19 protein-coding genes are annotated in these 25,254 nt (G+C 66.7%); 8 read left to right on the forward strand and 11 right to left on the reverse strand.

The genetic code is table 11. The annotated features are described in order from the left end of the window. Positions 1-8: 8 nt before the first annotated feature. Complete coding sequence (locus tag QF040_RS22500; protein WP_429612888.1) at positions 9-1,463, reverse strand: NAD(P)-binding domain-containing protein; 1,455 nt, start codon at positions 1,461-1,463, stop codon at positions 9-11. A gap of 131 nt (positions 1,464-1,594) precedes the next feature. Between QF040_RS22500 and QF040_RS22505 the strand changes: the two genes are divergently transcribed. The 6 genes from QF040_RS22505 to QF040_RS22530 all read left to right on the forward strand — a co-directional run bounded on the left by QF040_RS22505 (position 1,595) and on the right by QF040_RS22530 (position 13,782). Continuing rightward, a complete protein-coding gene (locus QF040_RS22505; RefSeq protein ID WP_429612889.1) occupies positions 1,595-3,274 on the forward strand; it encodes an alpha-amylase family glycosyl hydrolase in 1,680 nt (559 codons plus the stop codon). Between the two features lie 5 nt (positions 3,275-3,279). Next, on the forward strand, positions 3,280-5,454 hold the full coding sequence (gene glgB / locus QF040_RS22510; protein WP_429612890.1) for a 1,4-alpha-glucan branching protein GlgB: 2,175 nt from the start codon (positions 3,280-3,282) through the stop codon (positions 5,452-5,454). 811 nt (positions 5,455-6,265) lie between these two features. After that, on the forward strand, positions 6,266-8,356 hold the full coding sequence (gene glgX, locus QF040_RS22515; protein WP_429612891.1) for a glycogen debranching protein GlgX: 2,091 nt from the start codon (positions 6,266-6,268) through the stop codon (positions 8,354-8,356). 79 nt (positions 8,357-8,435) lie between these two features. Further along, entirely contained in the window at positions 8,436-9,743 is a 1,308-nt protein-coding gene (gene glgC / locus QF040_RS22520; protein WP_306881121.1) for a glucose-1-phosphate adenylyltransferase, read from the forward strand. A 26-nt stretch (positions 9,744-9,769) separates the two neighbouring features. Further along, positions 9,770-11,248: a glycogen synthase GlgA gene (gene glgA, locus QF040_RS22525; protein WP_429612892.1), complete on the forward strand. Its 1,479-nt coding sequence runs from the start codon at positions 9,770-9,772 to the stop codon at positions 11,246-11,248. 50 nt (positions 11,249-11,298) lie between these two features. Beyond that, a complete protein-coding gene (locus QF040_RS22530) occupies positions 11,299-13,782 on the forward strand; it encodes a glycogen/starch/alpha-glucan phosphorylase (protein WP_429612893.1) in 2,484 nt (827 codons plus the stop codon). A 124-nt stretch (positions 13,783-13,906) separates the two neighbouring features. Here QF040_RS22530 and QF040_RS22535 read toward each other — a convergent pair whose 3' ends face one another. The 4 genes from QF040_RS22535 to QF040_RS22550 all read right to left on the reverse strand — a co-directional run bounded on the left by QF040_RS22535 (position 13,907) and on the right by QF040_RS22550 (position 16,604). After that, complete coding sequence (locus QF040_RS22535) at positions 13,907-14,377, reverse strand: ExbD/TolR family protein (protein WP_429612894.1); 471 nt, start codon at positions 14,375-14,377, stop codon at positions 13,907-13,909. A 16-nt stretch (positions 14,378-14,393) separates the two neighbouring features. Further along, the gene (locus QF040_RS22540; RefSeq protein ID WP_429612895.1) at positions 14,394-15,089 is read right to left on the reverse strand and encodes a MotA/TolQ/ExbB proton channel family protein; all 696 of its coding nucleotides are present in this window, start codon (positions 15,087-15,089) and stop codon (positions 14,394-14,396) included. 11 nt (positions 15,090-15,100) lie between these two features. Next, complete coding sequence (dapB, locus tag QF040_RS22545; protein WP_429612896.1) at positions 15,101-15,946, reverse strand: 4-hydroxy-tetrahydrodipicolinate reductase; 846 nt, start codon at positions 15,944-15,946, stop codon at positions 15,101-15,103. Between the two features lie 100 nt (positions 15,947-16,046). Beyond that, positions 16,047-16,604 (reverse strand): outer membrane protein assembly factor BamE, encoded by a 558-nt coding sequence (locus QF040_RS22550; RefSeq protein WP_429612897.1) that lies wholly within the window; start codon positions 16,602-16,604, stop codon positions 16,047-16,049. A gap of 88 nt (positions 16,605-16,692) precedes the next feature. Here QF040_RS22550 and fur point away from each other — a divergent pair, with 88 nt between their 5' ends. Next, positions 16,693-17,112: a ferric iron uptake transcriptional regulator gene (gene fur, locus QF040_RS22555; protein WP_013538901.1), complete on the forward strand. Its 420-nt coding sequence runs from the start codon at positions 16,693-16,695 to the stop codon at positions 17,110-17,112. A gap of 22 nt (positions 17,113-17,134) precedes the next feature. Here fur and hprK read toward each other — a convergent pair whose 3' ends face one another. The 4 genes from hprK to QF040_RS22575 form a co-directional block, all read right to left on the reverse strand. Further along, positions 17,135-18,094 carry an HPr(Ser) kinase/phosphatase gene (gene hprK, locus QF040_RS22560; protein WP_429612898.1) on the reverse strand — a complete coding sequence of 320 codons (960 nt, stop codon included), beginning with the start codon at positions 18,092-18,094 and terminating at the stop codon, positions 17,135-17,137. Between the two features lie 98 nt (positions 18,095-18,192). Next, positions 18,193-18,660, reverse strand: a complete 468-nt coding sequence (locus tag QF040_RS22565; RefSeq protein WP_042581318.1) for a PTS sugar transporter subunit IIA — start codon at positions 18,658-18,660, stop codon at positions 18,193-18,195. A gap of 223 nt (positions 18,661-18,883) precedes the next feature. Then, complete coding sequence (hpf, locus tag QF040_RS22570) at positions 18,884-19,213, reverse strand: ribosome hibernation-promoting factor, HPF/YfiA family (protein WP_013538898.1); 330 nt, start codon at positions 19,211-19,213, stop codon at positions 18,884-18,886. Positions 19,214-19,533: 320 nt separating this feature from the next. After that, a complete protein-coding gene (locus QF040_RS22575) occupies positions 19,534-21,651 on the reverse strand; it encodes an ATP-dependent helicase (RefSeq protein WP_429612899.1) in 2,118 nt (705 codons plus the stop codon). A 213-nt stretch (positions 21,652-21,864) separates the two neighbouring features. Between QF040_RS22575 and corA the strand changes: the two genes are divergently transcribed. Continuing rightward, positions 21,865-22,851 carry a magnesium/cobalt transporter CorA gene (corA, locus tag QF040_RS22580; protein WP_013538896.1) on the forward strand — a complete coding sequence of 329 codons (987 nt, stop codon included), beginning with the start codon at positions 21,865-21,867 and terminating at the stop codon, positions 22,849-22,851. Here corA and QF040_RS22585 read toward each other — a convergent pair. Together QF040_RS22585 and QF040_RS22590 are read right to left on the reverse strand one after the other, a co-directional pair. Beyond that, positions 22,844-23,608 carry a 5'-methylthioadenosine/adenosylhomocysteine nucleosidase gene (locus QF040_RS22585; RefSeq protein WP_429612900.1) on the reverse strand — a complete coding sequence of 255 codons (765 nt, stop codon included), beginning with the start codon at positions 23,606-23,608 and terminating at the stop codon, positions 22,844-22,846. The genes corA and QF040_RS22585 overlap by 8 nt on opposite strands. A 3-nt stretch (positions 23,609-23,611) precedes the next feature. After that, positions 23,612-25,243 (reverse strand): ABC transporter substrate-binding protein, encoded by a 1,632-nt coding sequence (locus tag QF040_RS22590; RefSeq protein ID WP_429612901.1) that lies wholly within the window; start codon positions 25,241-25,243, stop codon positions 23,612-23,614. Between the last annotated feature and the right edge of the window lie 11 nt (positions 25,244-25,254).

Consider the following 25,254-nt stretch of genomic DNA (forward strand, 5'->3'; position numbering starts at 1 on the left):
CAGAAGGTTCAGCTGCGCTCGCCGGGCGGCGGCGCGGGCGTCCATTCGTCGCCGAACAGCTCGGGCTCGCTGTAGGCCTCGAGGTTGGCGAAGTGGTGATCGAAATCCTCGCGATAGAACAGGCTCGCGATGCCGCTCGCCAGCCGCTTGGCGCCATCGCTGATCGCGGGAATGTCGCCCGACACCGTGCCATGCGAGAGCGCCGCGGGGTAGCAAAAGCAATGGATGCGTTCGAGCCCCTGGCACTCGCCCGGCACGCGCTCCTTGAACTCGAAGACCGGGCCGAGGTCGGGTGAGTCGGCCAGCTCCTGGTCTTCGTCGCCGGGCGCGGGCACGAAGCGGTCCTTCCACGTCCGGATGTGCGAAGCGATGGCATCGAACTCGGGGCGGTTCGGCCAATCGACCTTGAACCCGGTCGAGACGATCAGGAAATCGAATTCGAAATCGCCCTTGGGCGTCGAGACGCGCATCGAGTCGCCTTGCGGCGCCACCGAAAGAATCGGGCAGCCGAAGTTGAAGAACGCATTCGGAAATGCCGATACCCGCAGCGTGCTTCCGTGCGGCGGCGGCACGTTCGCCACGTTGATGTAGTGGCGGATGCGCCACTTGCGCTCGTCCGACAGGTCGAAGTGCCCCTGCGTGAGCCCCGGCACGCCAGCGCCCTTGCCCTTGTTGACGCGCGGCAGGTCGGGGCGGCGGATCAGGAACTCGACGCTGCGCGCGCCCGCCTCCAGGGCGGTGGCGGCGCTGTCCATCGCCGAAGAGCCCGCGCCGACCACGCCGACGCGCAGGCCGGCGAGCTGGCCGTAGTCCATGTCGTCGGACGAGTGCGCCCATTGCGAACGCGGCAGCGCGTTGACGAACGCCGGAACCGCCGGGCCGCCGAGGCCGTCGCGGCCGGTGGCCAGCACGACGCGGCGCGCGAACACGCGACCGACGCCGGCCGGCGTGCGCAGATCGAGCCGCACCGCCGTGCCATCGGGCAGCGGGTGGATGCCGGTGACCGCAGTGTCGTTGCGCACGTCCACGTTCATCACGCGGCGGTACCAGGCGAGATAGTCCATCCACTGCAGGCGCGGGATCTTGTCCATCGCCGCCCACGCTTCGCGCCCGAACTGCGCTTCGAACCACGCGCGGAAGGTGAGCGACGGCAGGCCGAGAGCGGGGCCGGTGAGTTCCTTGGGCGAGCGCAGCGTTTCCATGCGCGCGGTGGTGGCCCACGGGCCTTCCTTGCCGACGGGCGACCTGTCGAAGATTACGGCGCGGATGCCCTGCTGCGCCAGCGCCACCGAGGCCGCGAGGCCGGCCTGCCCGCCGCCGATGACGGCCACGTCGAGCATCGCCTCGCCGTCCTTCTGCCGCACGGGCATCCATTGGCGGCCGGGAAAGCCGAGGTAGTCGAGGTCCTGGGCGAGCCGCGCCTCGAGCGCGGCGAGGGATGAAACGGGATCTGAGGTCGTCATTTGGGAGAGCCGGAAACAGCGCCCAGTGTAGAAAGCTTCGCGGCCCGGCGAATCGCGACCGGCGGCCCGCAAGTGCGTATGACTGGCCCGGATTTCGCATGCCACAATGAATTCCGACCACAGGGGCAGGCATGGGCAGCAGCATCAATAGCAGCAACAGCGAATGGTGGCGCGGCGCGGTGATCTACCAGATCTACCCGCGCAGCTTCATGGACAGCAATGGCGACGGCATCGGCGACCTGCCCGGCATCACGGCCCGGCTCGACCATGTGGCCGGCCTGGGCGTCGATGCGATCTGGGTCTCGCCTTTCTTCCGCTCGCCGATGAAGGATTTCGGCTACGACGTGTCCGACTACCGCGCGGTCGATCCGCTCTTCGGCACGCTCGCCGACTTCGACGCCATGCTCGCGCGCATGCATGCGCTGGGGTTGAAGCTCATCATCGACCAGGTGCTCTCGCACACCTCCGACCAGCACGCCTGGTTCGCCGAGAGCCGCTCGAGCCGCGACAACCCGAAGGCCGACTGGTACGTCTGGGCCGACCCCAAGCCCGACGGCACGCCGCCCACCAACTGGCTCTCGGTCTTCGGCGGCTCCGCATGGCAGTGGGATTCGCGCCGCAGGCAGTATTACCTGCACAGCTTTCTCACCGAACAGCCCGACCTCAACTTCCATTGCACCGAGGTGCAAGACGCGCTGCTCGGCGAGGTGCGCTTCTGGTGCGAGCGCGGCGTGGACGGCTTCCGCTTCGACGCCTGCAACCACCAGTTCCACGACGCATTGCTGCGCGACAACCCGCCGGCCTCGCTCGCGTCGATCGACGAAGTCAGCACGGTGCGCGCCGACAACCCGTATGCGATGCAGCAGCACCTGTACGACAAGAGCCAGCAGGAGAACCTGGTGTTCCTCGAGCGCCTGCGCCAGCTGCTCGACGGCTACGGTGCGGTGGCTCTGGGCGAGGTCGGCGACGAGAACGCGCCGCCCGTCATGGCGCAGTACACCGAACTGGGCAAGCGCCTGCACCTGGCCTACAGCTTCAGCCTGCTGACGGCGGAGCACAGCGCCAAACATCTGCGCCATCAGGTCGAAGCGCTCGACCAGGCGCTGGCGCCCACAAGCGGCTGGGGCTGCTGGGCGGTGTCGAACCACGACGTGCCGCGCGTGGCCACGCGCTGGAGCGATGGCGCGCCGCCCGACACGCGCCGCGACCGCCTCTGGCTCGCCTTGCTGCTCGCGCTGCGCGGCAGCGCCAGCATCTACCAGGGCGAGGAGCTCGGCTTGCCCGAAGCCGAGGTGCCCTTCGAACTGCTGCAAGACCCCTACGGCCGCACCTTCTGGCCCGAGTTCAAGGGCCGCGATGGCTGCCGCACCCCGATCCCGTGGCAGGCCGATGCGCCGCACGGCGGCTTCACCACCGGCACGCCGTGGCTGCCCGTGTACGGCCCGCACCTACCGCTGGCCATCGACAACCAGGCCGACGACCCGGGCTCGATGCTGGCCTTCAGCCGTGCGCTGTTGCACTGGCGTCGCACGCAGCCGCTTCTGCGCACCGGCGGCATCGTGTTCTTCGATGCGCCCGAGCCCGTGCTGTGGTTCGAGCGGCGCGACGGGAACCAATCGCTGCAGGCGATCTTCAACATGGGGAGCGAGCCCGTGTCGATCTCGCTGCCTGAGGCGTTGGCGCCGCTGCAGGGCCATCCGCTCGCCGCGACCGCCAGCGTGCGGGGCAATAACGAAAAGCGCATGCTGGCACTGGCGCCCTACGGCGTCTTTTTCGGAACACCCGCCAACGAAGAAGAAGGACACAGCTGAACGCCATGCCACCGAAGTCCCTGCCCGCCTCCGAAATCCGCGCACTGATGCGCGCCGAACACGGCGATCCCTTTGCCGTGCTCGGGCCGCACGAAACGCGCGAGGGGCTGGAAGTGCGCGCGCTGATGCCCGGCGCTCACAGCGTGGCGGTGATGCACTCGCGCACCGGCTGGCCGCTGGCGATGCTCACGCGGCACGAGGGCTCCGACCTGTTCAGTGGGCTGGTGCCGGCTGCGGAAGCGCGCCTGGGCTATTCGTTCCAGGTCGATTGGGAGTCGCACACCTCGCGGCTCGAGGACCCGTACCGTTTTCCGTTCGTGCTCGGCGAAACCGATGTGTGGCTGCTGGCCGAGGGCACGCACCTGCGGCCCTGGGAGCGGCTGGGCGCGCACCTGCGCGAGATCGATGGCGTGAAGGGCGTGGCCTTCGCGGTCTGGGCGCCGAACGCGCGCCGGGTCTCGGTGGTCGGTGACTTCAACAACTGGGACGGCCGGCGCCACATGATGCGGCTGCGCCGCGAATGCGGCGTGTGGGAAATCTTCGCACCGCACGTGGCGACCGGCGACAGCTACGAGTTCGAGATTCTTTCGGCCAAGGGCGAGGTGCTGCGCAAGGCCGACCCGTTCGCGTTCTCCTCGCGCCTGCGGCCCGAGACCGCCTGCGTGGTGGCGCCGCTGCCGGCCGCGGTGAAGATGCCCGAAGGTCGTGCCGAGGCTAACGAGCGCCATGCGCCGGTCAGCATCTACGAAGTGCACCTGGGCTCGTGGCGGCGCAAGAACAACGGCCAAGAATGGCTCGACTACCGCGAACTGGCCGACACGCTGGTGCCCTACGTGCGCGACATGGGCTTCACGCACATCGAATTGCTGCCGATCAGCGAGCACCCGTTCGACGGCTCGTGGGGCTACCAGCCGATCGGGCTCTACGCGCCGACCTCGCGCTTCGGCACGCCGGGCGACTTTCGGCATTTCGTGGAGGCCGCGCACGCGGCGGGGCTGGGCGTGATCCTCGACTGGGTGCCAGCGCACTTTCCGACCGATGCGCACGGCCTTGGCAACTTCGACGGCACGGCGCTGTACGAGTACGCCGATCCGCGCGAGGGCTTTCACAATGACTGGCAGACGCTGATCTTCAACTTCGCGCGCACGGAGGTGCGCAACTACCTGGTCGGCAATGCGCTGTACTGGCTGGAGCGCTATGGCGTGGACGGCCTGCGGGTCGATGCGGTGGCGTCGATGCTGTATCGCGACTACAGCCGCAAGGCCGGCGAGTGGGTGCCGAATGCGCAAGGTGGCCGCGAGAACCTGGAGGCCATCGATTTCCTTCGCCGCATGAACCGCGTGGTGGGCATCGAGCGGCCCGGCGCGGTGACGCTGGCCGAGGAATCGACGAGCTTTCCAGGCGTGACGCGGCCGCCGGAAAACGGCGGGCTGGGCTTTCACTACAAATGGAACATGGGCTGGATGAACGACACGCTCGCGTATGCCGGCACCGACCCGGTCTACCGCAAGCACCATCACCAGCAGATCACCTTCGGTCTGATGTACGCGCACACCGAGAACTTCGTGCTGCCGCTCTCGCACGATGAAGTGGTGCACGGCAAGGGGTCGATGATCGGGCGGATGCCGGGCGACGAGTGGCAGAAGTTCGCTGGATTGCGCAACCTGTATGGATACCTCTGGGGATATCCGGGGAAGAAGTTGTTGTTCATGGGAGGCGAGTTCGCGCAGGTCGCCGAGTGGAATGCGGATCGCAGCCTGGACTGGCATCTGCTGGAGCATGCGTCGCATCAAGGGGTGCGGCGGTTGGTACGCGATCTGAACAACGTGTATCGGCACTTTCCGGCGTTGCATGAGCTGGACAACGACTCGGCGGGGTTCGAGTGGATCGTGCATGACGATGCGGATCAGTCGGTGTTTGCGTTTGTTCGTCGTGCGCGGGACGGGGCGTTTGTTGTTGTCGTTTGCAACTTCACGCCATTGCCTCGGCATGCGTATCGGCTGGGGGTTCCTGTTGCGGGGGCTTACCGGGAGATCATCAATACGGATGGTGCGGTGTATGGCGGGAGTGGTGTGGGGAACGGGATTGTCGAAAGTGCTCCTACCGCCTGGCATGGGAAGGCGGATTCGATTGTTGTCAGCGTGCCGCCGCTGGCTACTGTGATGTGGGTGTTGGTTTGATGGGTCTGGAATCGTTTTTTTTCCCGAGGCCGGGTCTCGCCCCGGCGGGCGACTTACTTTCTTTTGCTTCGCCAAAAGAACGTAAGCAAAGAAAAGGCGACCCTGCTGTCTGCGACCCTCCGCTTCGCTGCGGGCAACCTGCGGTGCTCGCGTTTCGCGGGGTCTCGCCCAAACTCGCTTCGCTCAAACAAGGGCGAGCCCTGATCCGCGAAACGCTGCGCTCCTCGGCGCATACAGAAGGGCTTGGGGGACCGACAGGCCATCGCTGCGCTCGGCGGCGCCCTCGGGCCTTCGCTTCGCTCGGCTTGGATTGGCTCCCTCCCCTTACGGGGGAGGGTTGGGGTGGGGGCACGCGGCGCTCGTTGAAGCACTGCCGTGTAGTGAGGGCCGTCGTGCCCCCATCCCAACCTTCCCCCGGGAGGGGAAGGAGCAATGCAGGCCCGGTGCGCATGTCTTGCCTTTCTCCCTCCCCTCCCGGGGGAGGGCCGGGGTGGGGGCACGGTGGCCGAGCGAAGCAAAGGCCCAATTGCAAGCCGAGCAAAGCGATGGCCCGTTCGGTGCCCACCCCCTCTGGCTGCGCCGAGGAGCGCAGCGGTTCGCGGATCAGGGCTCGCAGCTGTTTGAGCGAAGCGAGTTCTGCGAGACCCCGCGAAACGCGAGCACCGCAGGTTGCCCGCAGCGCAGCGAAGGGTCGCAGACAGTGGGGTCGCCTTTCTTTTGCCTACCTTTCTTTGGCGAAGCAAAGAAAAGTAGGTCGCCTGCCGGGGCGAGACCCGGCCTCGGGAAGAAAACAAACTCAAGGGCAACAAGAATGCTGAGCCCAGGCACCCCATTCCCCTTGGGCGCAACCCCGACACCTCAAGGCGTCAACTTCGCAATAGCAGCCCCCACCGCAGAGTCCGTAGAACTCTGTCTTTTCGACAGCACCGGGCAAAACGAGCAGCAACGACTCAGGCTGCCCGCCTGCACAGACGGCATCTGGCACGGCCTGCTCCCAGCCGGCCGCGAAGGCCTGGTCTATGGCTACCGAGTCCACGGCCCCTGGGCACCCCACGAAGGCCACCGCTTCAACCCCGCCAAGCTGCTGCTCGACCCCTACGCAAGAGAAATCGTCGGCTACTACGACGGCAGCGACCTGTTCCTAGGCCATGACCCGGCAAATCCCGATCAACGCGACACCCGCGACAACGGAACAGTCGCCCTCAAGGGACGCGTGACGACGGCGAGCAGAAGCGACGCAACGCCTCCAGGCCACGCACGCATCGCGGCAACAGATCGCGTCCTCTACGAACTGCACGTCCGCGGCCAGACCCGCCTGCACCCCGGCGTGCCCGCCCCCCTGCGCGGCACCTACGCCGGCCTGGCCGAACCCGCAATGCTCGACCATCTGCAGCGCCTGGGCGTCACCACGCTCAGCCTCATGCCCGTGCAGCACCGCGCCGACGAACAGCGCCTGCTCGCCATGAACCTCTCCAACTACTGGGGCTACAACACCATCGGCTGGTTCGCGCCCGAAGCGCGCTACTGGAGCGGCCGCCCCGGCACCACGCCCGCGAGCGAGTTCCGCGCGATGGCCGACGCGGTGCATGCGCGCGGCATGGAACTGGTGATCGACGTGGTCTACAACCACAGCGCCGAGAGCGACGAGGTCGGCCCGACGCTCTCGATGCGCGGCATCGACAACGCCCTGTACTACCACCTGCGCGAAGATGACCGCGCGCTCTACGAAAACTGGACCGGCACCGGCAACTGCCTGAACCTCGGCGAGCCCCGCGTGCTGCAACTCGTGATGGACAGCCTGCGCTTCTGGGCCTGCGAGATGGGCGTCGACGGCTTCCGCTTCGACCTCGCACCGGTGCTGGGACGCGATGCGAAAACAGGGTTCGATGCGCGCGCACCCTTCTTCGCTGCCATCGCGCAAGACCCGGTGCTCTCGCGCACGCTGCTGATCGCTGAACCATGGGACATCGGCCCCGGCGGCTACCGGCTCGGCGAATTTCCTCCGGGCTGGCTCGAATGGAACGACCGCTACCGCGACACGCAGCGCGGCTTCTGGCTGCGGCAGGGGCGCGACGACGCAAGTGGTCTCGGCGATTTCGCGCACCGCTTCACCGCCTCCAGCGCGCAGTTCGCCCACCACGGCCGCGCGCCGACGGCGACCGTCAACTTCATCACCGCGCACGACGGCTTCACGCTGCGCGACCTCGTGAGTTACGAAGAGCGCCACAACCTCGCGAACGGCGAGAACAACCGCGATGGACACGGCCACAACCTGAGCAACAACTGCGGGGTCGAAGGCCCGAGCGACGACGCGGGCGTGCTGGCCAAACGCAGCCGCCTGCAGCGCGCGCTGCTCGCGGTGCTGCTGCTCTCCCAAGGCACGCCGATGCTGCTGGCCGGCGACGAACTCGGCCACAGCCAGCAGGGCAACAACAACGCCTACTGCCAGGACGACGAGACCACCTGGCTCGCATGGATCGGCGCGTCCGATCCCGCCAGCGACATGGCGCGCACGAGCGATTTCGTCGCGCGCCTTTCGGCCCTGCGCCGCGAAGCACCGGTGCTGCGCAGCACGCGCTGGTGGCCGGCCGATCCGCCCGAAGGCGCACCGGCCATCCGCTGGCTGCGCCCCGACGGCCAGCCGATGACGCCCCACGACTGGCATGCGGGCACGGCGCTTGCGATCCTCTTCGACGACAACAAAAGCGCGGAGAGCAAGGACGCGGGCGCATGGCTGGTGCTGGTCAATGCGGGGGCGGAGACAGTGAATTTCACGCTGTCCCCGGGCAACTGGCGCCACTGTCTCTCGACCGATCCGGGGCACGACCACGACGCCTCGCCCCAGGCACTCGGCGATGCGGCGGAGGTGCCGTTCTCGAGCATCCGGGTTGCAAGAACGTAGAAGCCATGCACGCGGCGCGGTGCTAGCCTCGCGATAGAACTCTGATGACCGAATTCCAACGAACGAACGGAGACACAGGATGGACAACAAGCTGAGCACGCCCACCTCGCAGGAACCCCTGCAGGCCCATCAACTGGTTCGCCGCACCATCGCCCTGGTGCTGGCCGGCGGCCGCGGCTCGCGCCTCAAGCAGCTGACCGATCGGCGCGCCAAGCCGGCCGTATACTTCGGCGGCAAATTCCGCATCATCGATTTCGCCTTGTCGAACTGCCTCAATTCGGGCATCCGGCGCATGGCGGTGGTCACGCAGTACAAGTCGCACTCGCTCATGCGCCACCTGCAGCGCGGCTGGAGCTTCCTCAGGGCCGAGCTCAACGAGATGGTCGACGTGCTGCCCGCGCAACAGCGCGTGGGCGACGAGCACTGGTATCGCGGCACGGCCGACGCGGTGTTCCAGAACCTGGACATCATCCAGACCCGCTCGACCAAGCACGACTACGTGGTGGTGCTGGCCGGCGACCACATCTACAAGATGGACTACTCGATCATGGTGAAGGACCATGCCGAGCGCGGCCTGGGCTGCACCGTGGGCTGCATCGAGGTGCCGCGCATGGAGGCCACCGCGTTCGGCGTGATGGCCATCGACGACGGCCGCCAGATCACCGCCTTTCTCGAGAAGCCGGCCGACCCGCCCGCCATGCCGGGCCACCCCGACGTGGCGCTGGCCAGCATGGGCATCTACGTGTTCGACTCCAACTACCTCTACCAACTGCTCGAGGAAGACGCCGCCAACCCCGATTCGAGCCACGACTTCGGAAAGGACATCATCCCGCGCGCCGTGGCGCAGGGCCGCGCGCTGGCGCATCCCTTCGGCATGTCGTGCGTCACGCGGGCCTCGCGCGGTCCCGATGCCAAGGCCTACTGGCGCGACGTGGGCACGATTGATGCATTCTGGGCAGCCAACCTCGACCTGGCCTCGATCACCCCCGAACTCGACATCTATGACACGGACTGGCCCATCTGGACCTACCAGCGGCAACTGCCCCCGGCCAAGTTCGTGCTCGACCGCGACGGCAAGCACGGCATGACGGTCAACACCATCGTCTCGGGCGGCTGCATCGTCTCGGGCTCCAAGGTGAGCAGCTCGGTGCTGTTCTCGGGCGTGCGCATCCATTCGTTCTGCGAGATCAACGAGGCGGTGCTGCTGCCCGATGTCGAGGTGGGCCGCGGCGCCCGGCTCAGCAAGGTGGTGATCGACCGCGGCTGCGTGATTCCCGACGACATGGTGATCGGCGAGGATGCCGCCGCCGATGCGGCCCGCTTCGAGCGCACCGAGACCGGCGTGGTGCTGGTCACCCGCGAAATGCTCAAACGATTGACCGCCTGACGCTGCCGCCGTCACCGCCACAAACGATGCGAATCCTCCAGGTCAGCGCCGAACTCTTTCCCCTCCTGAAAACCGGCGGCCTGGCGGATGTCGCCGGCGCCCTGCCCCTCGCGCTCATGGCCGCGGGGCAGGACGCGCGCGTGCTGCTGCCGGGTTTTCCGGCCATCGTGGCCGGCGTGCGCGACCTGGCGCCGGTGGCCGAGCTCACCGCGCCCTGGGGCAGCGAGCGCTTCGCGCTGCGCGCGGGGCACATCGCCATCGATGGTGCGCCGCCGATACCCGCCTACGTGATCGATGCGCCAGCGCTGTACGACCGGCCGGGCAATCCCTACGAAGACGCGACGCGCCAACCCTACGGCGACAACCACCGGCGCTTCGCACTGCTAGGCTGGGCGGCGGCGCAGCTCGCGCAAGGGCTGGACCCGGCCTGGCAGCCCGAGGTCGTGCACGCGCACGACTGGCACGCGGGCCTGGCCCCGGCCTACCTGCACTTCGCGCGCGAAGCCGGCTCGACGCGCGCCGGCAGCGTGTTCACCGTGCACAACCTCGCCTACCAGGGCATTTCCGCGCCCTGGAACTTCGCCGACCTCGGCTTGCCCGCGCCTGCCTTCCACATGAACGGGCTCGAATACCACGGACAGGTCTCCTTCATGAAGGCCGGCCTGTACTTCGCCGACCGCATCACCACCGTGAGCCCGACCTACGCGCGCGAGATCCAGACGCCCGAGCAGGGCTGCGGCCTCGATGGCCTGCTGCGCCAGCGCAGCGGCGCGCTCACCGGCATCCTCAACGCGGTGGACGACAAGGTCTGGAATCCGGCCGCCGATACCGCGCTGGTGCAGGGCTATCACTCGCCCGAAGGCCGCCACATGGCCGGCAAGGCGCGCTGCAAGGCGGTGCTGCAGCATCAGCTCGGCCTGGCCGAGCGGCCGGACGCGCCGCTCTTCATCCTGGTGAGCCGGCTCACCGAACAGAAGGGCCTGCACCTCGTGCTCGGCGGCATCGATGCATTGCTCGCCCAAGGCGGCCAGCTCGCGCTGCTGGGCAGCGGCGAAGCATGGCTCGAAGAGGCTTTTCGCCAGCGCGCGGCGGCGGCGGCGCAATCGGTCAGCGTCACCATCGGCTACAACGAAACGCTGGCGCACCAGCTCTTCGGCGGCGGCGACGTGACGCTCGTGCCGTCCCTCTTCGAGCCCTGCGGCCTCACGCAGATGTACGGCCTGAAATACGGCAGCCTGCCGCTGGTGCGCCGCGTGGGCGGCCTCGCCGACACGGTGGTCGACAGCACGCTGGAAGACATGGCGAGCGGCGAGGCCACCGGCTTCGTGTTCGACCGCTTCGACGCAGCCGACTACGAACGCGCGCTGCGCCGCGCCTTCGCCCTCTACGAGCGCGCGCCCGACTGGCGCCGCGTGCGCGGCAACGCCATGCGGCGCCCGGCCGACTGGGCCACGGCCGCCGCGCAATACATCGACGTCTACCGGCAGGCGCTGGCGCCCACCTGATCCAGCGCACGGCAGACACAACACCACTCACTCCGAGAACGCCACCCACCATGACGATCAAAGACTTTGCCTACGACCATCCCGACCGCGACGTCGCGGCCTTCAAGCGCGCCGTGGCCAACAAGCTGATCTACGCGGTCGGCAAGGACCCGGTCGCCGCCAGCCAGGACGACTGGCTCAACGCCACCTCGCAAGCCGTGCGCGACCAGCTGGTCGAGCGCTGGATGATGACCACGCGCGCCAACTACGCACAGGACTTGAAGCGCGTTTATTACCTCTCGATGGAGTTCCTCATCGGGCGCACCTTCACCAACGCGCTGCTCGCGGTCGACCTCTACGACACGGTGCGCGAAGCGCTGGCCGACTTCGGCGTCGACATGTCGGCGCTGGCCGAGCGCGAGCCCGATGCGGCGCTCGGCAACGGCGGGCTCGGGCGGCTCGCCGCCTGCTTCCTCGATTCGATGGCCACGCTCGGCGTGCCCGGCATGGGCTATGGCATCCGCTACGAATACGGCATGTTCCGCCAGCGCATCGTCGATGGCCAGCAGGTGGAAACGCCCGACTACTGGCTCACGCGCGGCAACCCGTGGGAGTTCCAGCGGCCCGAGGTGAACTACCGCGTGCGCTTCGGCGGCCATGTGCAAAAGCGCGAAGGCACCAACGCACCCTACGGCGCGGCCGACTGGGTCGACACGCACGACGTGCTGGCCGTGGCCTACGACACCATCATCCCGGGTTACGGCACGCAGGCCACCAACACGCTGCGGCTCTGGTCGGCGCGCGCCACCGAGGAAATCGACCTTTCGGCGTTCAACCGCGGCAACTACATGGGCGCGGTGGAAAGCAAGAACCAGTCGGAGAACGTCTCGCGCGTGCTCTACCCCGACGACTCCACGCCCTCGGGCCGCGAGCTGCGGCTGCACCAGGAGTATTTTTTCTGCAGCGCGAGCGTGCAGGATCTGCTGCGCCGGTACCTGCGCAGCCACAAGACCTTCGACCAGCTCTCCGAGAAGGTCAGCATCCACCTGAACGACACGCACCCGGTGCTCGCGGTGCCCGAGCTCATGCGCCTTTTGCTCGACGAACACGGGCTCGCGTGGGACGAGGCCTGGGCGCACACGCAGAAGGTGTTCAGCTACACCAACCACACGCTGATGCACGAGGCGCTGGAGACCTGGCCGGTGGAAATGCTGGGCCGCATCCTGCCGCGGCACCTGCAGATCATCTACGACATGAACGCGAAGTTCCTTGCCACCGTGACGCAGAAGGTCGGCAACGACGTGGAGTTGATGCGCCGGCTTTCGCTGGTGGACGAAGCGGGCGAGCGGCGCGTGCGCATGGCCTATGTGGCGGTGCTCGCGAGCCACTCGATCAACGGCGTGTCGGGGCTGCATTCGGAACTGATGAAGCAGTCGATCTTTGCGGACTTCGACAAGATCTTTCCCGAGCGCTTCAACAACAAGACCAATGGGGTCACGCCGCGACGCTGGCTGGCGCAGGCCAACCCGCCGCTGGCCGGGCTGCTCGACCAGCGCATCGGCAAGGGCTGGCGGCGCGACCTGTCGCAACTCGAGGCGCTCAAGCCCATGGCCGCGCAACCCGCGTTCGTGCGCGCGTTCCGCCACGCCAAGCGCGAGAACAAGCTGCGGCTGGCCAACTGGGTCGGGGAGCACCTGAAGATCGACCTGGACACCGACGCGATGTTCGACGTGCAGGTCAAGCGCATCCACGAATACAAGCGGCAGCTGCTCAACGTGCTGCATGTGGTGACGCGCTATCACCGCATCCTCGACGCGCAGGCGGCCGGCACGCCCCTCGACATCGTGCCGCGCGTGGTGGTGTTCGCGGGCAAGGCCGCGTCGGCGTACGCGATGGCCAAGCTGGTGATCCGGCTCATCAACGACGTGGCGAGCACCATCAACGCCGATGCGCGCGTGGGCAAGCTGCTGAAGGTGGTGTTCCTGCCGAACTACAGCGTGAGCCTGGCGGAAATCATCATGCCGGCGGCCGACCTGTCGGAGCAGATCTCGACCGCGGGCACGGAAGCATCCGGCACCGGCAACATGAAGTTCGCGCTGAACGGCGCGCTCACCATCGGCACGCTCGACGGCGCCAACGTGGAGATGCGCGAGAACGTGGGGCCGGAGAACATCTTCATCTTCGGCAACACGACGCCGGAGGTGGCGGACATCCGGGCACGCGGCTACCAGCCGCGCGAGATCTACGAGGAGAACGCGGACCTGAAGCGCGTGCTGGACGCGATCCGCGGCGGCGCGTTCTCGCCGGGCGAGCCGTCGCGCTACCAGGGCATCTACGACGCGCTGGTGAACTGGGGCGACCACTACCTGCTGCTGGCCGACTACGCGAGCTATGTCGCGAAGCAGGCCGAGGTCGATGCGCTCTACCGCGATTCGGACGCGTGGACGCGGATGGCGATTCTCAATGTGGCGGGGATGGGGGCGTTTTCGTCGGACCGCACGATTGCGCAGTACGCGCATGAGATCTGGAACACGAAGCCGGTGGTGCTCGGCTGAGTCTCCGGAATTTCTCCCTCCCCTTCCGGGGGAGGGCCGGGGTGGGGGCACGCGGCGCATCCATCGAGCGCTCTGCCCACCCCCATCCCAACCTTCCCCCAAAGGGGGAAGGAGCAAGACAAATTCAGCGCGGCTTTTCGGGGGCCGCTTCGGCCTCTGTCACGAACCCGATGCGGCTCAGCCCCGCCTTGTTCGCAATACCCATGAGCGCCACCACCTTGCCGTAAGGCACGGTCTGGTCGGCGCGCAGTTGCACTTCGGTGTCCTTGCTGTCCGTCGCGGACTTCTCGAGCTGGGCCGCCAGCTCTTCGTCGGTCACGGGCTTGTCGTTCAGGAACACCTTGCCCGATGCATCGACCGCGAGGCTCACGAACTTGGGCGTGTCGTTGGGCTGGCCGGCATCGGTCTGCGGCAGGTCGAGCTTGATCGAACTGGCCATCAGCGGCGCCGTGATGATGAAGATCACCAGCAGCACCAGCATCACGTCGACCAGCGGCGTGACGTTGATATCCGAGAGTGGCCGCTGCCCGCCGGCGCCCGTCGCACGCCCGCCGCCTGCGGCGCTGCTGCCTAGCGATGTGCGTCCGAAGGCCATGGTGCAGTGCTCCTGCCTAGACGGGCATCGGCCGCGCGGGCGGCGGTGCGGCGGGCGCTGGCGCCTCGCCGAAGCTGCCGAGCAGGTCGTGCGCGAAGCCTTCGAGCTCGGCTTCGACGCGGCCGATGACACGGCCGAAGACGTTGTAAGCCAGCACGGCCGGAATGGCGACCGCGAGGCCGAAGGCGGTCATGACGAGCGCTTCGCCGACGGGGCCTGCCACCTTGTCGATAGTGAAGCCGCCGGTCTGGCCCGCGATGCCCGCGAGCGCGCCGTAGATGCCCCAGACCGTGCCCAGCAACCCGACGAAGGGCGCGGTGGCGCCGACAGTGGCAAGAAGGATCTGCCCGGCCTGCAGGCGCCGCAATGCGCCGTGCAAGGCATCGCGCAGCACGCGCGTGAGGCGCTGGTTGCGGTCGGCCGTGGCGCCCAGCGTTCCATTGACGTTGACGGCCGCTGCATTCTTGATGGCAACGACCGCGGGCAAGACCAGCCCCGCACGGTCGAAGGCCTGGAGCTTCTGCTCGGCATCGGCCAGCGTGGCCGACTGCCAGAACGCCGCGATGCTGCGCAGCACATCGCGCGTGCCGCCGCGCAGCAGCCACGCCTTCCAGAGAATCACGACCCAGCTCGCGATCGACATCGCCAGCAAGAGCGCCGCCACCGAACGGCTGACGCTGTCGCCATGGGTCAGCAGTTCGAGGACGCTCATCACGGTTGGCCTTAACGGAGACCGAGCACGTCGTACATGTCGAACAGGCCGGCCTTCTGCTCGGCCAGGAAGCGCACCGCGCGCAGGGCGCCTTGCGCATAGGTCACGCGGCTCGACGACTTGTGCGTGATCTCGATGCGCTCGCCGATGCCCGCGAACAGCACGGTGTGGTCGCCGACGATGTCGCCGCCGCGGATGGCCGAGAAGCCGATGGTCGACGGGTCGCGCTCGCCCGTGATGCCTTCGCGCGCGTAGACGGCGCAGTCCTTGAGATCACGGCCCAGCGCGTCGGCAATCACTTCGCCCATCTTGAGCGCGGTACCCGAGGGCGCGTCGACCTTGTGGCGGTGGTGGGCTTCGATGATCTCGATGTCGTAACCGGTCGACATCGCCTTGGCGGCCATCTCGAGCAGCTTGAAGGTGACGTTGACGCCCACGCTCATGTTCGGGGCCAGCATGATGGCCACGTCTTTCGCGATCTCGGCGATTTCGGCCTTCTGCGCGTCGCTGAAGCCGGTGGTGCCGATGACGGCCTGCACGCCGAGTTCCCGGCAGACCGCCAGGTGGGCGAGCGTGCCTTCGGGGCGGGTGAAGTCGATGAGCACCTGCGCGTCTTGCAGGCCCTTGCGCAGGTCGGCCACGATGGGCACGCCGCTCGTGAAGCCAAGGAAGGCTGCTGCGTCGGCGCCGATGGCTTCGCTGCCGGCGATGTCGAGGGCGCCGGCCAGACGGCAGTCGGGCGCATTGCGCACGGCCTCGATCAGCATGCGGCCCATGCGGCCCGAAGCGCCGGCAATGGCGATGCGGCGCAGCGCCGGGGCAGAAGAAGCGGAAGGGGAAGAGATAGGTTCAGTCACGCGGATTCAGTCTTCGGAATGGCCCGCAGGCCACTGGGAACCAAAAGGACACCGGACGGACGCCGCCTGACTCGGCGGGCGCCGCCCGCTCTGGTTGCGCTCAGCGCGTGGCTTCGAGCGGCGGGTAGGCGGCCGGCAGCGGGGGCACGGTCGTCGCCGAGGCGGAGGCATCGGCTTTCTGATCCTTGGCCGGAGCGAATTTCTTGAGCTCGTCTTCCGTGGCCTCGAGCGGAGGCACCTTGCCGGTTTTCTTGCGGGTGTCGAGCGTGGCGACGAATTCTTCTTCGCTGGGCATCTCGTCGCCTACGAAGCGGTCCATCAACTCGCCGTTGAAGAACACAGTCAGGCGGCGCTCCTGGGGTTCGACGCCCTGGCGGCGGATGGTGAATACGTAATCCCAGCGATTGGCATGGAACACATCGTTCAGCAGCGAAGTACCGAGGATTTCACGCACCTGCTGGCGCGACATGCCGGGCTTGAGCGCCGCGACCTGCTCCTTCGACACGAAATTGCCCTGGACCACTTCGACCTTGTAGGGCGTGACCGCGGCCAGCGCGCCACGCGTGCGATCGCTGAAACCGCTGCAGGCACCGAGGCAGAGCGTCGCGGCGACGGCAGCAGCCAGCAGCCAGGAACGGCGTTGGAAAATGGCAGGCATGGGAGGAAAAGGGGGTAGCGATATGATCGGCCATTGTAGCGGCTGGCCTTTTCAGGACCTGACCGCGGCACAGGGCGCAGGAACCATCATGGCCAATATCGACGAACTCAAAAATACCGGCCTCAAGGCCACCTTGCCACGCCTGAAGATTCTGGAAATCTTCCAGACGGGCAGCCAGCGGCACATGACGGCCGAAGACGTGTTTCGCGTCCTGCTCAACGAACATTCCGACATCGGCCTTGCCACCGTTTACCGCGTGCTCACGCAGTTCGAGCAGGCCGGCATCCTGGAGCGCAGCCACTTCGAGAGCGGCAAGGCAGTCTACGAACTCAACGAAGGCACGCACCACGACCACCTGATCTGCACCTCGTGCGGCAAGGTCGAGGAGTTCTACGACGCCGAGATCGAGCGCCGCCAGCAGATGATTTCCAAGGACAAGGGCTGGATCCTGCAGGACCACGCCATGTCGCTCTACGGCCTCTGCGGCGACTGCGTAAAGAAGCGCTGAACCGTGTAAAGACGGCGGCGAGTCAGTCGCCGTCGCGGCCGCTTTCCATCGCCTTGTGGTGGCGCGCCACGAAATCCGCATAGGTGTCGATGCCGCGCAGTTGCAGGATCGAATTGCGCACGGCCGCCTCGACCAGCACGGCGATGTTGCGCCCTGCCACCACCTGGATGATGACCTTGCGCACCGGAATGCCCAGCACGTCCTGCGTGAGCGGCGCCGAGGGCATGCGCTCGTAGTCGCGCTCGAAGCTGTCGCGCCGCACCAGGTGCACGATGAGCTTCAGGCGCATCTTCCGGCGTACCGCCGTCTCGCCGAAGATCGCGCGGATGTCTAGGAGGCCGATGCCGCGCACTTCCAGCAGGTTCAGCAGCAGGTCGGGGCAGCGGCCCTCGATGGTGTTCTGGTTGATGCGGTAGAGGTCGACCGCATCGTCGGCCACCAGGCCATTGCCGCGTGAAATCAGCTCGAGCCCCAGCTCGCTTTTTCCGAGGCCGGACTCGCCCGTGATCATCACGCCCATGCCCAGGATGTCCATGAACACGCCGTGCATCGAGGTGCGCTCGGCGAAGTGCTTGGACAGGTAGGCGCGCAGCAGGTCGATGACGAAGGCCGACGATTCGCGCGTGGCAAAAAGCGGCAGCTGGGCACGCTCGCAGATCGACAGCAGCTCGTCCGGCGCGGCCTGGCCGTCGGCCAGCACCAGCATCGGCGGCTCCAGCGTGACGATGCGGGCAATGCGCCGTGCGCAGTCTTCGGGGCTGCCGCGCGTGAGGTAGGCCACCTCGCGGGCGCCCAGGATCTGCACGCGATACGGGTGGATGTAATTGAGGTAACCGACCAGGTCGGCGGCCGACTGGGCGCGGCTGATGACCTCGGGATCGAACTGGCGTTCCGAAGCGCCGAGCCCCGCGAGCCATTCCCAGCGGAGCGACCCGCGGAACTCCTCGAACATGGCATCGGCGCTGATGACGGTCGGCTTCATGCGTTCAGAAGGCGGCGCTCGGCGCCGGCATTGGATGGATGAGTGACAGGGGAGGTGTCGCGCAGCTTAGCAGCAGCCGCGCACGCCGACGCATGCGCTCAGGCGACTTGCGTGGATTGCCAGCCGGCGATCAGGCCGTGGAGTGCGGCGGCGTCGGTGCTGGACTTGATCTGTTCGCGCAGGCCGGCGTCGCTCAGCAGTTCGGCGATTTCAGAGAGGATTTCGAGGTGCTTCTGCGTGGCCGCTTCGGGCACCAGCAGGAAGATCAGGAGGGCGACGGGCTGCTCGTCGGGAGCGTCGAAACCGATGGGATTCGCCAGCTGGAACACCGCGGCCATCGGCGCCTTGAGGCCCTTGATGCGGCCATGCGGAATGGCGACGCCGTGACCCAGGCCGGTGGAACCGAGGCGCTCGCGCGCAAAGAGGCTGTCGGTGATGAGGGCGCGCCCCAGGCCATGGAGGCTTTCGAACAGAAGGCCAGCTTCTTCGAAAGCACGTTTCTTGCTGGTAGCGTCAACGCTCACAAGCACTTGGGCGGGCGGCAGGATGGACGCGAGGCGATTCATGGTGGGAGCAGAGCGGGGGCGATTATGCACCCGGTTGGTAAAAACCCCCAGTCCCCCTATCTACTTTCTGTTTACATGTTGCCCGGAGGCCTCGCTGCCCCAGGCAGAAGCCGGCGGAAACCAGCAGAAAACCCAAAAGTCCGACGGCGGTGGTCGGAAAAGCAAAAGGCCGCCCGAAGGCGGCCTGTGGTGCGAGCGGGCCCGAGAGAGCCCCGCCCCTTGTTCACATCACGCGCTTGGGCGCCACGTGATGGTGGTCCTGCAGGCGGTCCTTGTGGCGAACCACCTGGCGGTCGAGCTTGTCGACCAGCTCATCGACCGCAGCGTAGAGATCAGCGTGGCTCGACTCCGCGAACATGTCATTGCCCTTGACGTGAATGTTGCACTCCGCCCGTTGGCGGCGTTCCTTTTCCTTCTGCTTTTCCACCGTGAGGATCACCTTCACATCGACCACCTGGTCGAAGTGCCGTGTGATCCGGTCCAGCTTGCTCGTGACGTAGGTGCGCAAGGCAGGGGTGACGTCGAGGTGATGACCGCTGATCGTCAAATTCATGAATGACCTCCTGAGAATTGACGGTTGGGGAAATGACCCCGCTCCGGAATGGAGCGTGGCCGGCGAAACAGGTGTGGTGCGGGAGAAAGGGAGAGAAGAGGAGGAGGGGAAGAAAGAGGGTCCGTCGATTCACTATGCCCAAGCTGTCACGGTATTGCAATACCTGGGTTCTCCGGGTGGCGAGAGCGCCTGGGGCCTGCTTCAATCCGCTATTGAATCCATAGCTGCCCGCGCAGCTTGGCCCGCCTTCGTGGCGCTTTGCTTGCAAGTGTTAACGCACTTTTCGCCCGGTGACCCTCCCGGGCGAAGGGCCAGCCGCTTCAGCGCCAGGCCGCGCGCATGCGGTTGCGCAAGTCGATCACGGCGGCGGGCGGAGGCACTGCGGGCGGCTGTACCGGCGGCGGTGGCCAGGTCTGCTGCTCGAAGCCCGCGAGGTCCGATTCCGTGATGAAGCGCGTGCGGTTCGCATAGAGATGCCGGTCGCCCCGCACCGCCTGCTGCGTGATGTAGAAGCGTTGCGGCACCAGGAGGTGCAGGTGGTCGCGGGCCCGGGTCATCGCGACGTAGAGCAGGCGCCGCTCTTCCTCGAGTTCGTGCGCGCCCTGTGCCACGTCGGCCGGCAGGCAGCCGTCGACCACGTTGAGCACATGCACCGAGTTCCACTCCTGCCCCTTGGCCGAATGGATGGTGGAGAGGATCAGGTAGTCCTCGTCGAGCAGCGGCGGCCCCGGGCGATCGCTCGTGGCTTCCGGCGGATCGAGCGTGAGCTCGGTCAGGAAGCGCTCGCGCGAACCGTAGCCCGCGGCGAGGCGCACCAGTTGCTCCACGTCCTGGCGGCGCACGCCGGAGGTGTCGTCATAGAGCCGCTCCAGGTGCGGCAGATACCAGTCCATCGCCAATTCGACATCGGCCGGCCATGCCAGCGACGGTGCGCGCAACGCAGCGTAGGCCTCGGCAAAGCCCGTCCACTGCTCGCGCGCGGCGGACGGCGGCGCGAAGTCGCGCACGGCCGCGGCCGGATCGGCCGCCTGGTCCATCGCATCGAGCAGCCGCGTGCCCGTGACGGGCCCGATGCCGGGAATCAGCTGCGTGACGCGAAATCCCGCCATGCGCCCGCGCGGGTTCTCGGCGAAGCGCAGCACCGCGAGCAGGTCCTTCACATGCGAGGCCTCGAGAAACTTGAGCCCGCCGAACTTCACGAACGGGATGTTGCGACGCGCGAGTTCCAGTTCGAGCGCCGCGCTGTGCGACGAGGTGCGAAACAGCACCGCCTGCGACTTGAGCGCGAGCCCGCCCTCGCGGTGCGCGAGCACCTTGTCGGCCACCCAGCGCGCCTGCCCCGCCTCGTCGGGCACCAGCACCAGCTGCGGCTTGCCGGCAGAGGGCTTGTCGGTCCAGAGCGTCTTGGCATGCCGCTCGGCCGCCTGCGCGATCACGCGGTTCGATACGTCGAGGATCGGCTGCGTCGAGCGGTAGTTGCGCTCCAGCGTGACCACCCTCGCCTCCCGACTGAACTGAGACGGGAAATCGAGGATGTTGCGCACCGTCGCGCCGCGGAATGAGTAGATCGACTGCGCGTCGTCCCCCACTACCGTGACGCCGCGCCCATCGGGCTTCATCGCCAGCAGGATCGAGGCCTGCAGCAGGTTGGTGTCCTGGTACTCGTCGACCAGCACATGGTCGAAGCGCGCACCCACCGCCTCCGCCAGTGCGGGCTCGGCGACCATCTCGACCCAGTAGAGCAGCAGGTCGTCGTAGTCGAGCACGTTCTGTTGTTGCTTGGCTTCGACGTAGGCGCCGAACAGCTTCTTGAGCTCGGCCTCCCATTCGCCACACCACGGGAAGGCGTCCTTCAGCACCTCGGCCACCGAAGCGCGCGTGTTCACGCAGCGTGAATAGATAGAGAGGCACGTGCCCTTGCGCGGGAAGCGGTTGACCGTGGAAGACAGGCCCAGCTCGTGGCGCACCAGCCCCATCAGGTCTTCGGCATCGCCGCGGTCGTGGATCGTGAAGTTCTCGTCGAGCCCGATCTGCTGCGCGTACTCGCGCAAAAGCCGCGCCCCGATGCCGTGAAAGGTGCCGGCCCACGGCAGCGCGGGCGGGCGTTCCGACTTGAGGCCGAGCACCTTGGCCAGCACCTGGCCCGCGCGGCGCTCCATTTCCTGCGCGGCGCGGCGCGAGAAGGTCAGCAGCAGCATGCGCTGCGGATCGACCCCGTCCGCGATCAGATGCGCCACCCGATGCGCCAACGTGCTGGTCTTGCCGGAACCAGCACCGGCAATCACCAGCAGCGGGCGGTGATCGTCGGCCACTGCGGCGCCGACACCGTGTTCAACGGCCGCGCGCTGGTCGTCGTTGAGCGTGGCCAACGCCGCGGCCAAGCGCTCGGCCTGGGTCTTTGGCGCAGCGGAAAAAACGGGGGACGCAGCGGTCTGCATGGGGCACGACTTTACTGTATGTCCGTCCAGTTCAGTCAGGTTGCCGACATGTGCCCGGTGACATAATCGCGCCTCGCTGCAACCGGAGACTCCCCATGGAAACCGCCCCGTCTCGGCAGCTTTCAACTCCCCTCTGACGCGCTCGCGCCGGGCCCGGGAATTGAAAGCGCCCCTCCCTCGCCCACCGTTTCAGTCATCCCCGGGAGTGAGCCCATGCTCAACATCTTTACGCTCGCCAACGGCCGCCTCGTCCAGGAAGAGATCGAGTCGCTGGAGGAGCTCTCCAAGTTCCAGCCGATCTGGGTCGATCTCGAATCGCCCACGCTCGAGGAAAAGCGCTGGATCAAGCAGTACTACGGCCTCTCGATTCCCGAAGACGCGATGGACGAGGACATCGAGGAGTCCGCCCGCTTCTACGAGGAAGACAACGGCGAACTGCACATCCGCTCCGACTTCCTGATCGACGACGACGAAGACCCGCGCACCGTGCGCGTGGCTTTCATCCTCAACCAGCACAACACCGATCTGCGCAGCCGCGGCGTGCTGTTCTCGATCCACGACGAAGACGTGCCCGTGTTCCGCCTCCTGCGCATGCGCGCACGCCGCGCGCCGGGGCTGATCGAAGACGCAAAAGAGGTGATGCTCAAGCTCTTCGACGCCGACGCCGAATACTCGGCCGACACGCTGGAGAACATCTACGACGAGCTCGAAGTTGCCGGCAAGAAGGTGCTCTCGGGCAACGTCACCGACGAGCTGGCCGGCGAGGTGCTCGGCCTCATCGCGCGCCAGGAAGACTTGAACGGCCGCATCCGCCGCAACGTGATGGACACGCGCCGCGCGGTGAGCTTCATGATGCGCAGCAAGATGCTCAACGCCGAGCAGTTCGAAGAGGCCCGGCAGATCCTGCGCGACATCGAATCGCTGGACAACCACACGGCCTTCCTCTTCGACAAGATCAACTTCCTGATGGATGCGACCGTCGGTTTCATCAACATCAACCAGAACAAGACCATCAAGATCTTCTCGGTGGCGAGCGTCGCGCTGCTGCCGCCCACGCTTATCGCGAGCATCTACGGCATGAACTTCAAGTTCATGCCCGAGCTCGACTGGGCCATGGGCTACCCGTATGCCATCGTGCTGATGGCGGCGAGCGCGCTGGTGCCGATGTGGTACTTCCGCCGGCGCGGCTGGCTCAAGTAGCCGGCAGCCTCGCGAGCCACGCGCCGACCAGCGCGAGGCTGTAGCGACTCGCGACCTCGGCGACAAAGCGCGCGAAGTCGCCGTGGGCCTCGTCGTCGGCGCGGTCTGAAATCGTCCGCATCGCCGCGAAGGGCACGCCGTAGTCGTGGCAGACCTGGGCCACTGCGGCGCCTTCCATTTCCACCGCGAGCGCGTCGGGCAGATGGCGGCGCAACGTTTCGCTTTCTGCGGCGGTCGAGACGAAGCGGTCGCCGCTCACCAGCAAGCCGCGATGGACCTTCGGTGAGTGCAAGCCGAACTCGTCGACAGCCTCCTGCCCAACCAGCATCGCGGAGCCACGCAGCGACTCTTCTGCAACGACAGCCAGTGCATCACTGATTGCAGCATCCGTCGTGAAGCGCGAAAGGCCCATCAAGGGCACTTCGTACTTCGGAAAGAGCGGCGAGGCATCCATGTCGTGCTGAAGCAGTTCGGTCGCCACCACAACATCCCCGACGTTCACGCCCGGCGCGAGCCCGCCCGCGACACCACTGAACACGATGGCCCGCACGCCGAAGCGTTCGAGCAGCACCGTGGCCGTCACCGCCGCGGCGACCTTGCCGATGCGCGACAACACCGCGACCACGGGCTGGCCATGCAGATGGCCCACCCAGAAGTCGCGTCCGGCGATGCGCACCCGCTGCTCGTCGGGCATCTGCGCGAGGAGCGCCTTCAGCTCCTCATGCATCGCCGCGACGATGGCGATGGGCACAGCCACCGCTTACTTGATGTCCACGCCGTAGAAGGTGTGGCGGCCGAACGGGCTCAGCTTGAAGTCGATCACTTCCTTGCGCACGGGCTTCAGTTGCACCGCGTGCGCGATGGTGAACCACGGCGCCTGCTCCTTGAAGATGACCTGCGCCTTCTTGTAGAGCGCGTCGCGGTCGGCCTGCTTGACCGTGCTCTTGGCCTTCACCACGAGGTCTTCATACGGCTGGTAGCAGAACTTCGAGATGTTGCTGCCGCTCGCCGACTTGGCCGAGGCGCAGCCCAATAGCGTGTACATGAAGTTGTCCGGGTCGCCGTTGTCGCCGGTCCAGCCCAGCATGCCCATCTGGTGCTCGCCGGCCTGCAGGCGCTTGCGGTACTCGCCCCATTCGAAGCTCTTGATCTCGGCCTTGACGTTGATCTTGGCGAGGTCGGCCTGCATCAGCTCGGCGATGCGCTTGGCGTTCGGGTTGTACGGACGCTGCACCGGCATGGCCCACAGGTCGGTCGAGAAACCGTCGGGGAAGCCGGCCTGCGCCAGCAGCTTCTTCGCGGCTTCGGGGTCGTACGGGTCGTCCTTGATCGCGTCGTTGTAGGACCACATGGTCGGCGGAATCGGGTTCTTCGCCGCAACGCCGGTCGTGAGGTACACGCCGTCGATGATGGCCTTCTTGTTGATCGCCATGTTGATGGCCTTGCGCACGCGCACGTCGTCGAACGGCTTCTTGGTCGTGTTGTACGAGAGGTAGCCGACGTTCAGGCCCGGCTGCTCCAGCACCTGCACGTTCGGGTCCTTGCGGATCGCGTCGAGGTCCGCCGGGTTCGGGTACGGCATCACGTGGCATTCGCCCTTCTGCAGCTTGGCCCAGCGCACCGACGCATCGGGCGTGATCGCGAACACGAGGTCGTCGATCTTCGCCTTGCCGCCCCAGTACTGCGGGAAGGCCTTGAAGCGGATGATCGCGTCCTTCTGGTACTGCACGAGGTAGAAGGGACCGGTGCCGATGGGGTCCTGGTCGACCTTCTCGGGCGTGCCGGCCTTCAGCATCGCGATCGCGTACTCCTTCGACTGGATGCCCGCGTACTGCATCGCCAGGTTGGCGAGGAACGGCGCCTCGGCCTGGTTGAGCGTGATCTTCACCGTGAAGTCGTCGATGCGGTCCACCGACTTCAGCAGCTTGGGCATGCCCATGTCGTTGAAGTACGAGTGGTTCTGGCTCGTGACCTTGAAGAACGGATCGCTCTCCTTCCACTGGCGCTCGAGCATGAAGATGAAGTCGTCGGCGTTGAAGTCGCGCGTGGGCTTGAAGCTCTTGCTCGTGGTGTGCCACTTCACGCCCTTGCGCAGGTGAAAGGTGTAGACGGTGCCGTCGGGCGAGATGTCCCACTTTTCGGCAAGGCCCGGCGTGACCTTGGTGCCGCCGCGCTCGAACTCGACGATGGTGTTGTAGACCTGCGTGGTCACGTCGAACGACGTGCCGGTGGTGTTCATGCCAGGATAGAAATTCTCCGGGCTTCCTTCGGAGCAATACACCAGCGTCTTGGCTGACACAGCACCCGCGGCCAGGGTAAGGGCCGCAAGCGCTGTCGGTGCCAGGAGCGCCAGCATTCGTGAGCGGCGCGAAACGGAGGATTGGGTCTTCATGAGGACTCCTT

The sequence above is a fragment of the Variovorax sp. W2I14 genome, assembly GCF_050435205.1.
GTDB classification, from domain to species: Bacteria; Pseudomonadota; Gammaproteobacteria; order Burkholderiales; family Burkholderiaceae_C; genus Variovorax; species Variovorax paradoxus_C.

Coding starts and splice junctions, on each gene's coding strand:
- QF040_RS22500 (WP_429612888.1), bottom strand. CDS start 1,463: ATGACGACCTCAGATCCCGTTTCATCCCTCGCCGCGCTCGAGGCGCGG.
- corA (WP_013538896.1), top strand. CDS start 21,865: ATGCTCAACATCTTTACGCTCGCCAACGGCCGCCTCGTCCAGGAAGAG.
- QF040_RS22550 (WP_429612897.1), bottom strand. CDS start 16,604: ATGCCTGCCATTTTCCAACGCCGTTCCTGGCTGCTGGCTGCTGCCGTC.
- glgX (WP_429612891.1), top strand. CDS start 6,266: ATGCTGAGCCCAGGCACCCCATTCCCCTTGGGCGCAACCCCGACACCT.
- QF040_RS22575 (WP_429612899.1), bottom strand. CDS start 21,651: ATGCAGACCGCTGCGTCCCCCGTTTTTTCCGCTGCGCCAAAGACCCAG.
- QF040_RS22540 (WP_429612895.1), bottom strand. CDS start 15,089: ATGAGCGTCCTCGAACTGCTGACCCATGGCGACAGCGTCAGCCGTTCG.
- hpf (WP_013538898.1), bottom strand. CDS start 19,213: ATGAATTTGACGATCAGCGGTCATCACCTCGACGTCACCCCTGCCTTG.
- glgA (WP_429612892.1), top strand. CDS start 9,770: ATGCGAATCCTCCAGGTCAGCGCCGAACTCTTTCCCCTCCTGAAAACC.
- QF040_RS22590 (WP_429612901.1), bottom strand. CDS start 25,243: ATGAAGACCCAATCCTCCGTTTCGCGCCGCTCACGAATGCTGGCGCTC.
- fur (WP_013538901.1), top strand. CDS start 16,693: ATGGCCAATATCGACGAACTCAAAAATACCGGCCTCAAGGCCACCTTG.
- QF040_RS22535 (WP_429612894.1), bottom strand. CDS start 14,377: ATGGCCTTCGGACGCACATCGCTAGGCAGCAGCGCCGCAGGCGGCGGG.
- QF040_RS22565 (WP_042581318.1), bottom strand. CDS start 18,660: ATGAATCGCCTCGCGTCCATCCTGCCGCCCGCCCAAGTGCTTGTGAGC.
- hprK (WP_429612898.1), bottom strand. CDS start 18,094: ATGAAGCCGACCGTCATCAGCGCCGATGCCATGTTCGAGGAGTTCCGC.
- glgC (WP_306881121.1), top strand. CDS start 8,436: ATGGACAACAAGCTGAGCACGCCCACCTCGCAGGAACCCCTGCAGGCC.
- glgB (WP_429612890.1), top strand. CDS start 3,280: ATGCCACCGAAGTCCCTGCCCGCCTCCGAAATCCGCGCACTGATGCGC.
- QF040_RS22505 (WP_429612889.1), top strand. CDS start 1,595: ATGGGCAGCAGCATCAATAGCAGCAACAGCGAATGGTGGCGCGGCGCG.
- QF040_RS22530 (WP_429612893.1), top strand. CDS start 11,299: ATGACGATCAAAGACTTTGCCTACGACCATCCCGACCGCGACGTCGCG.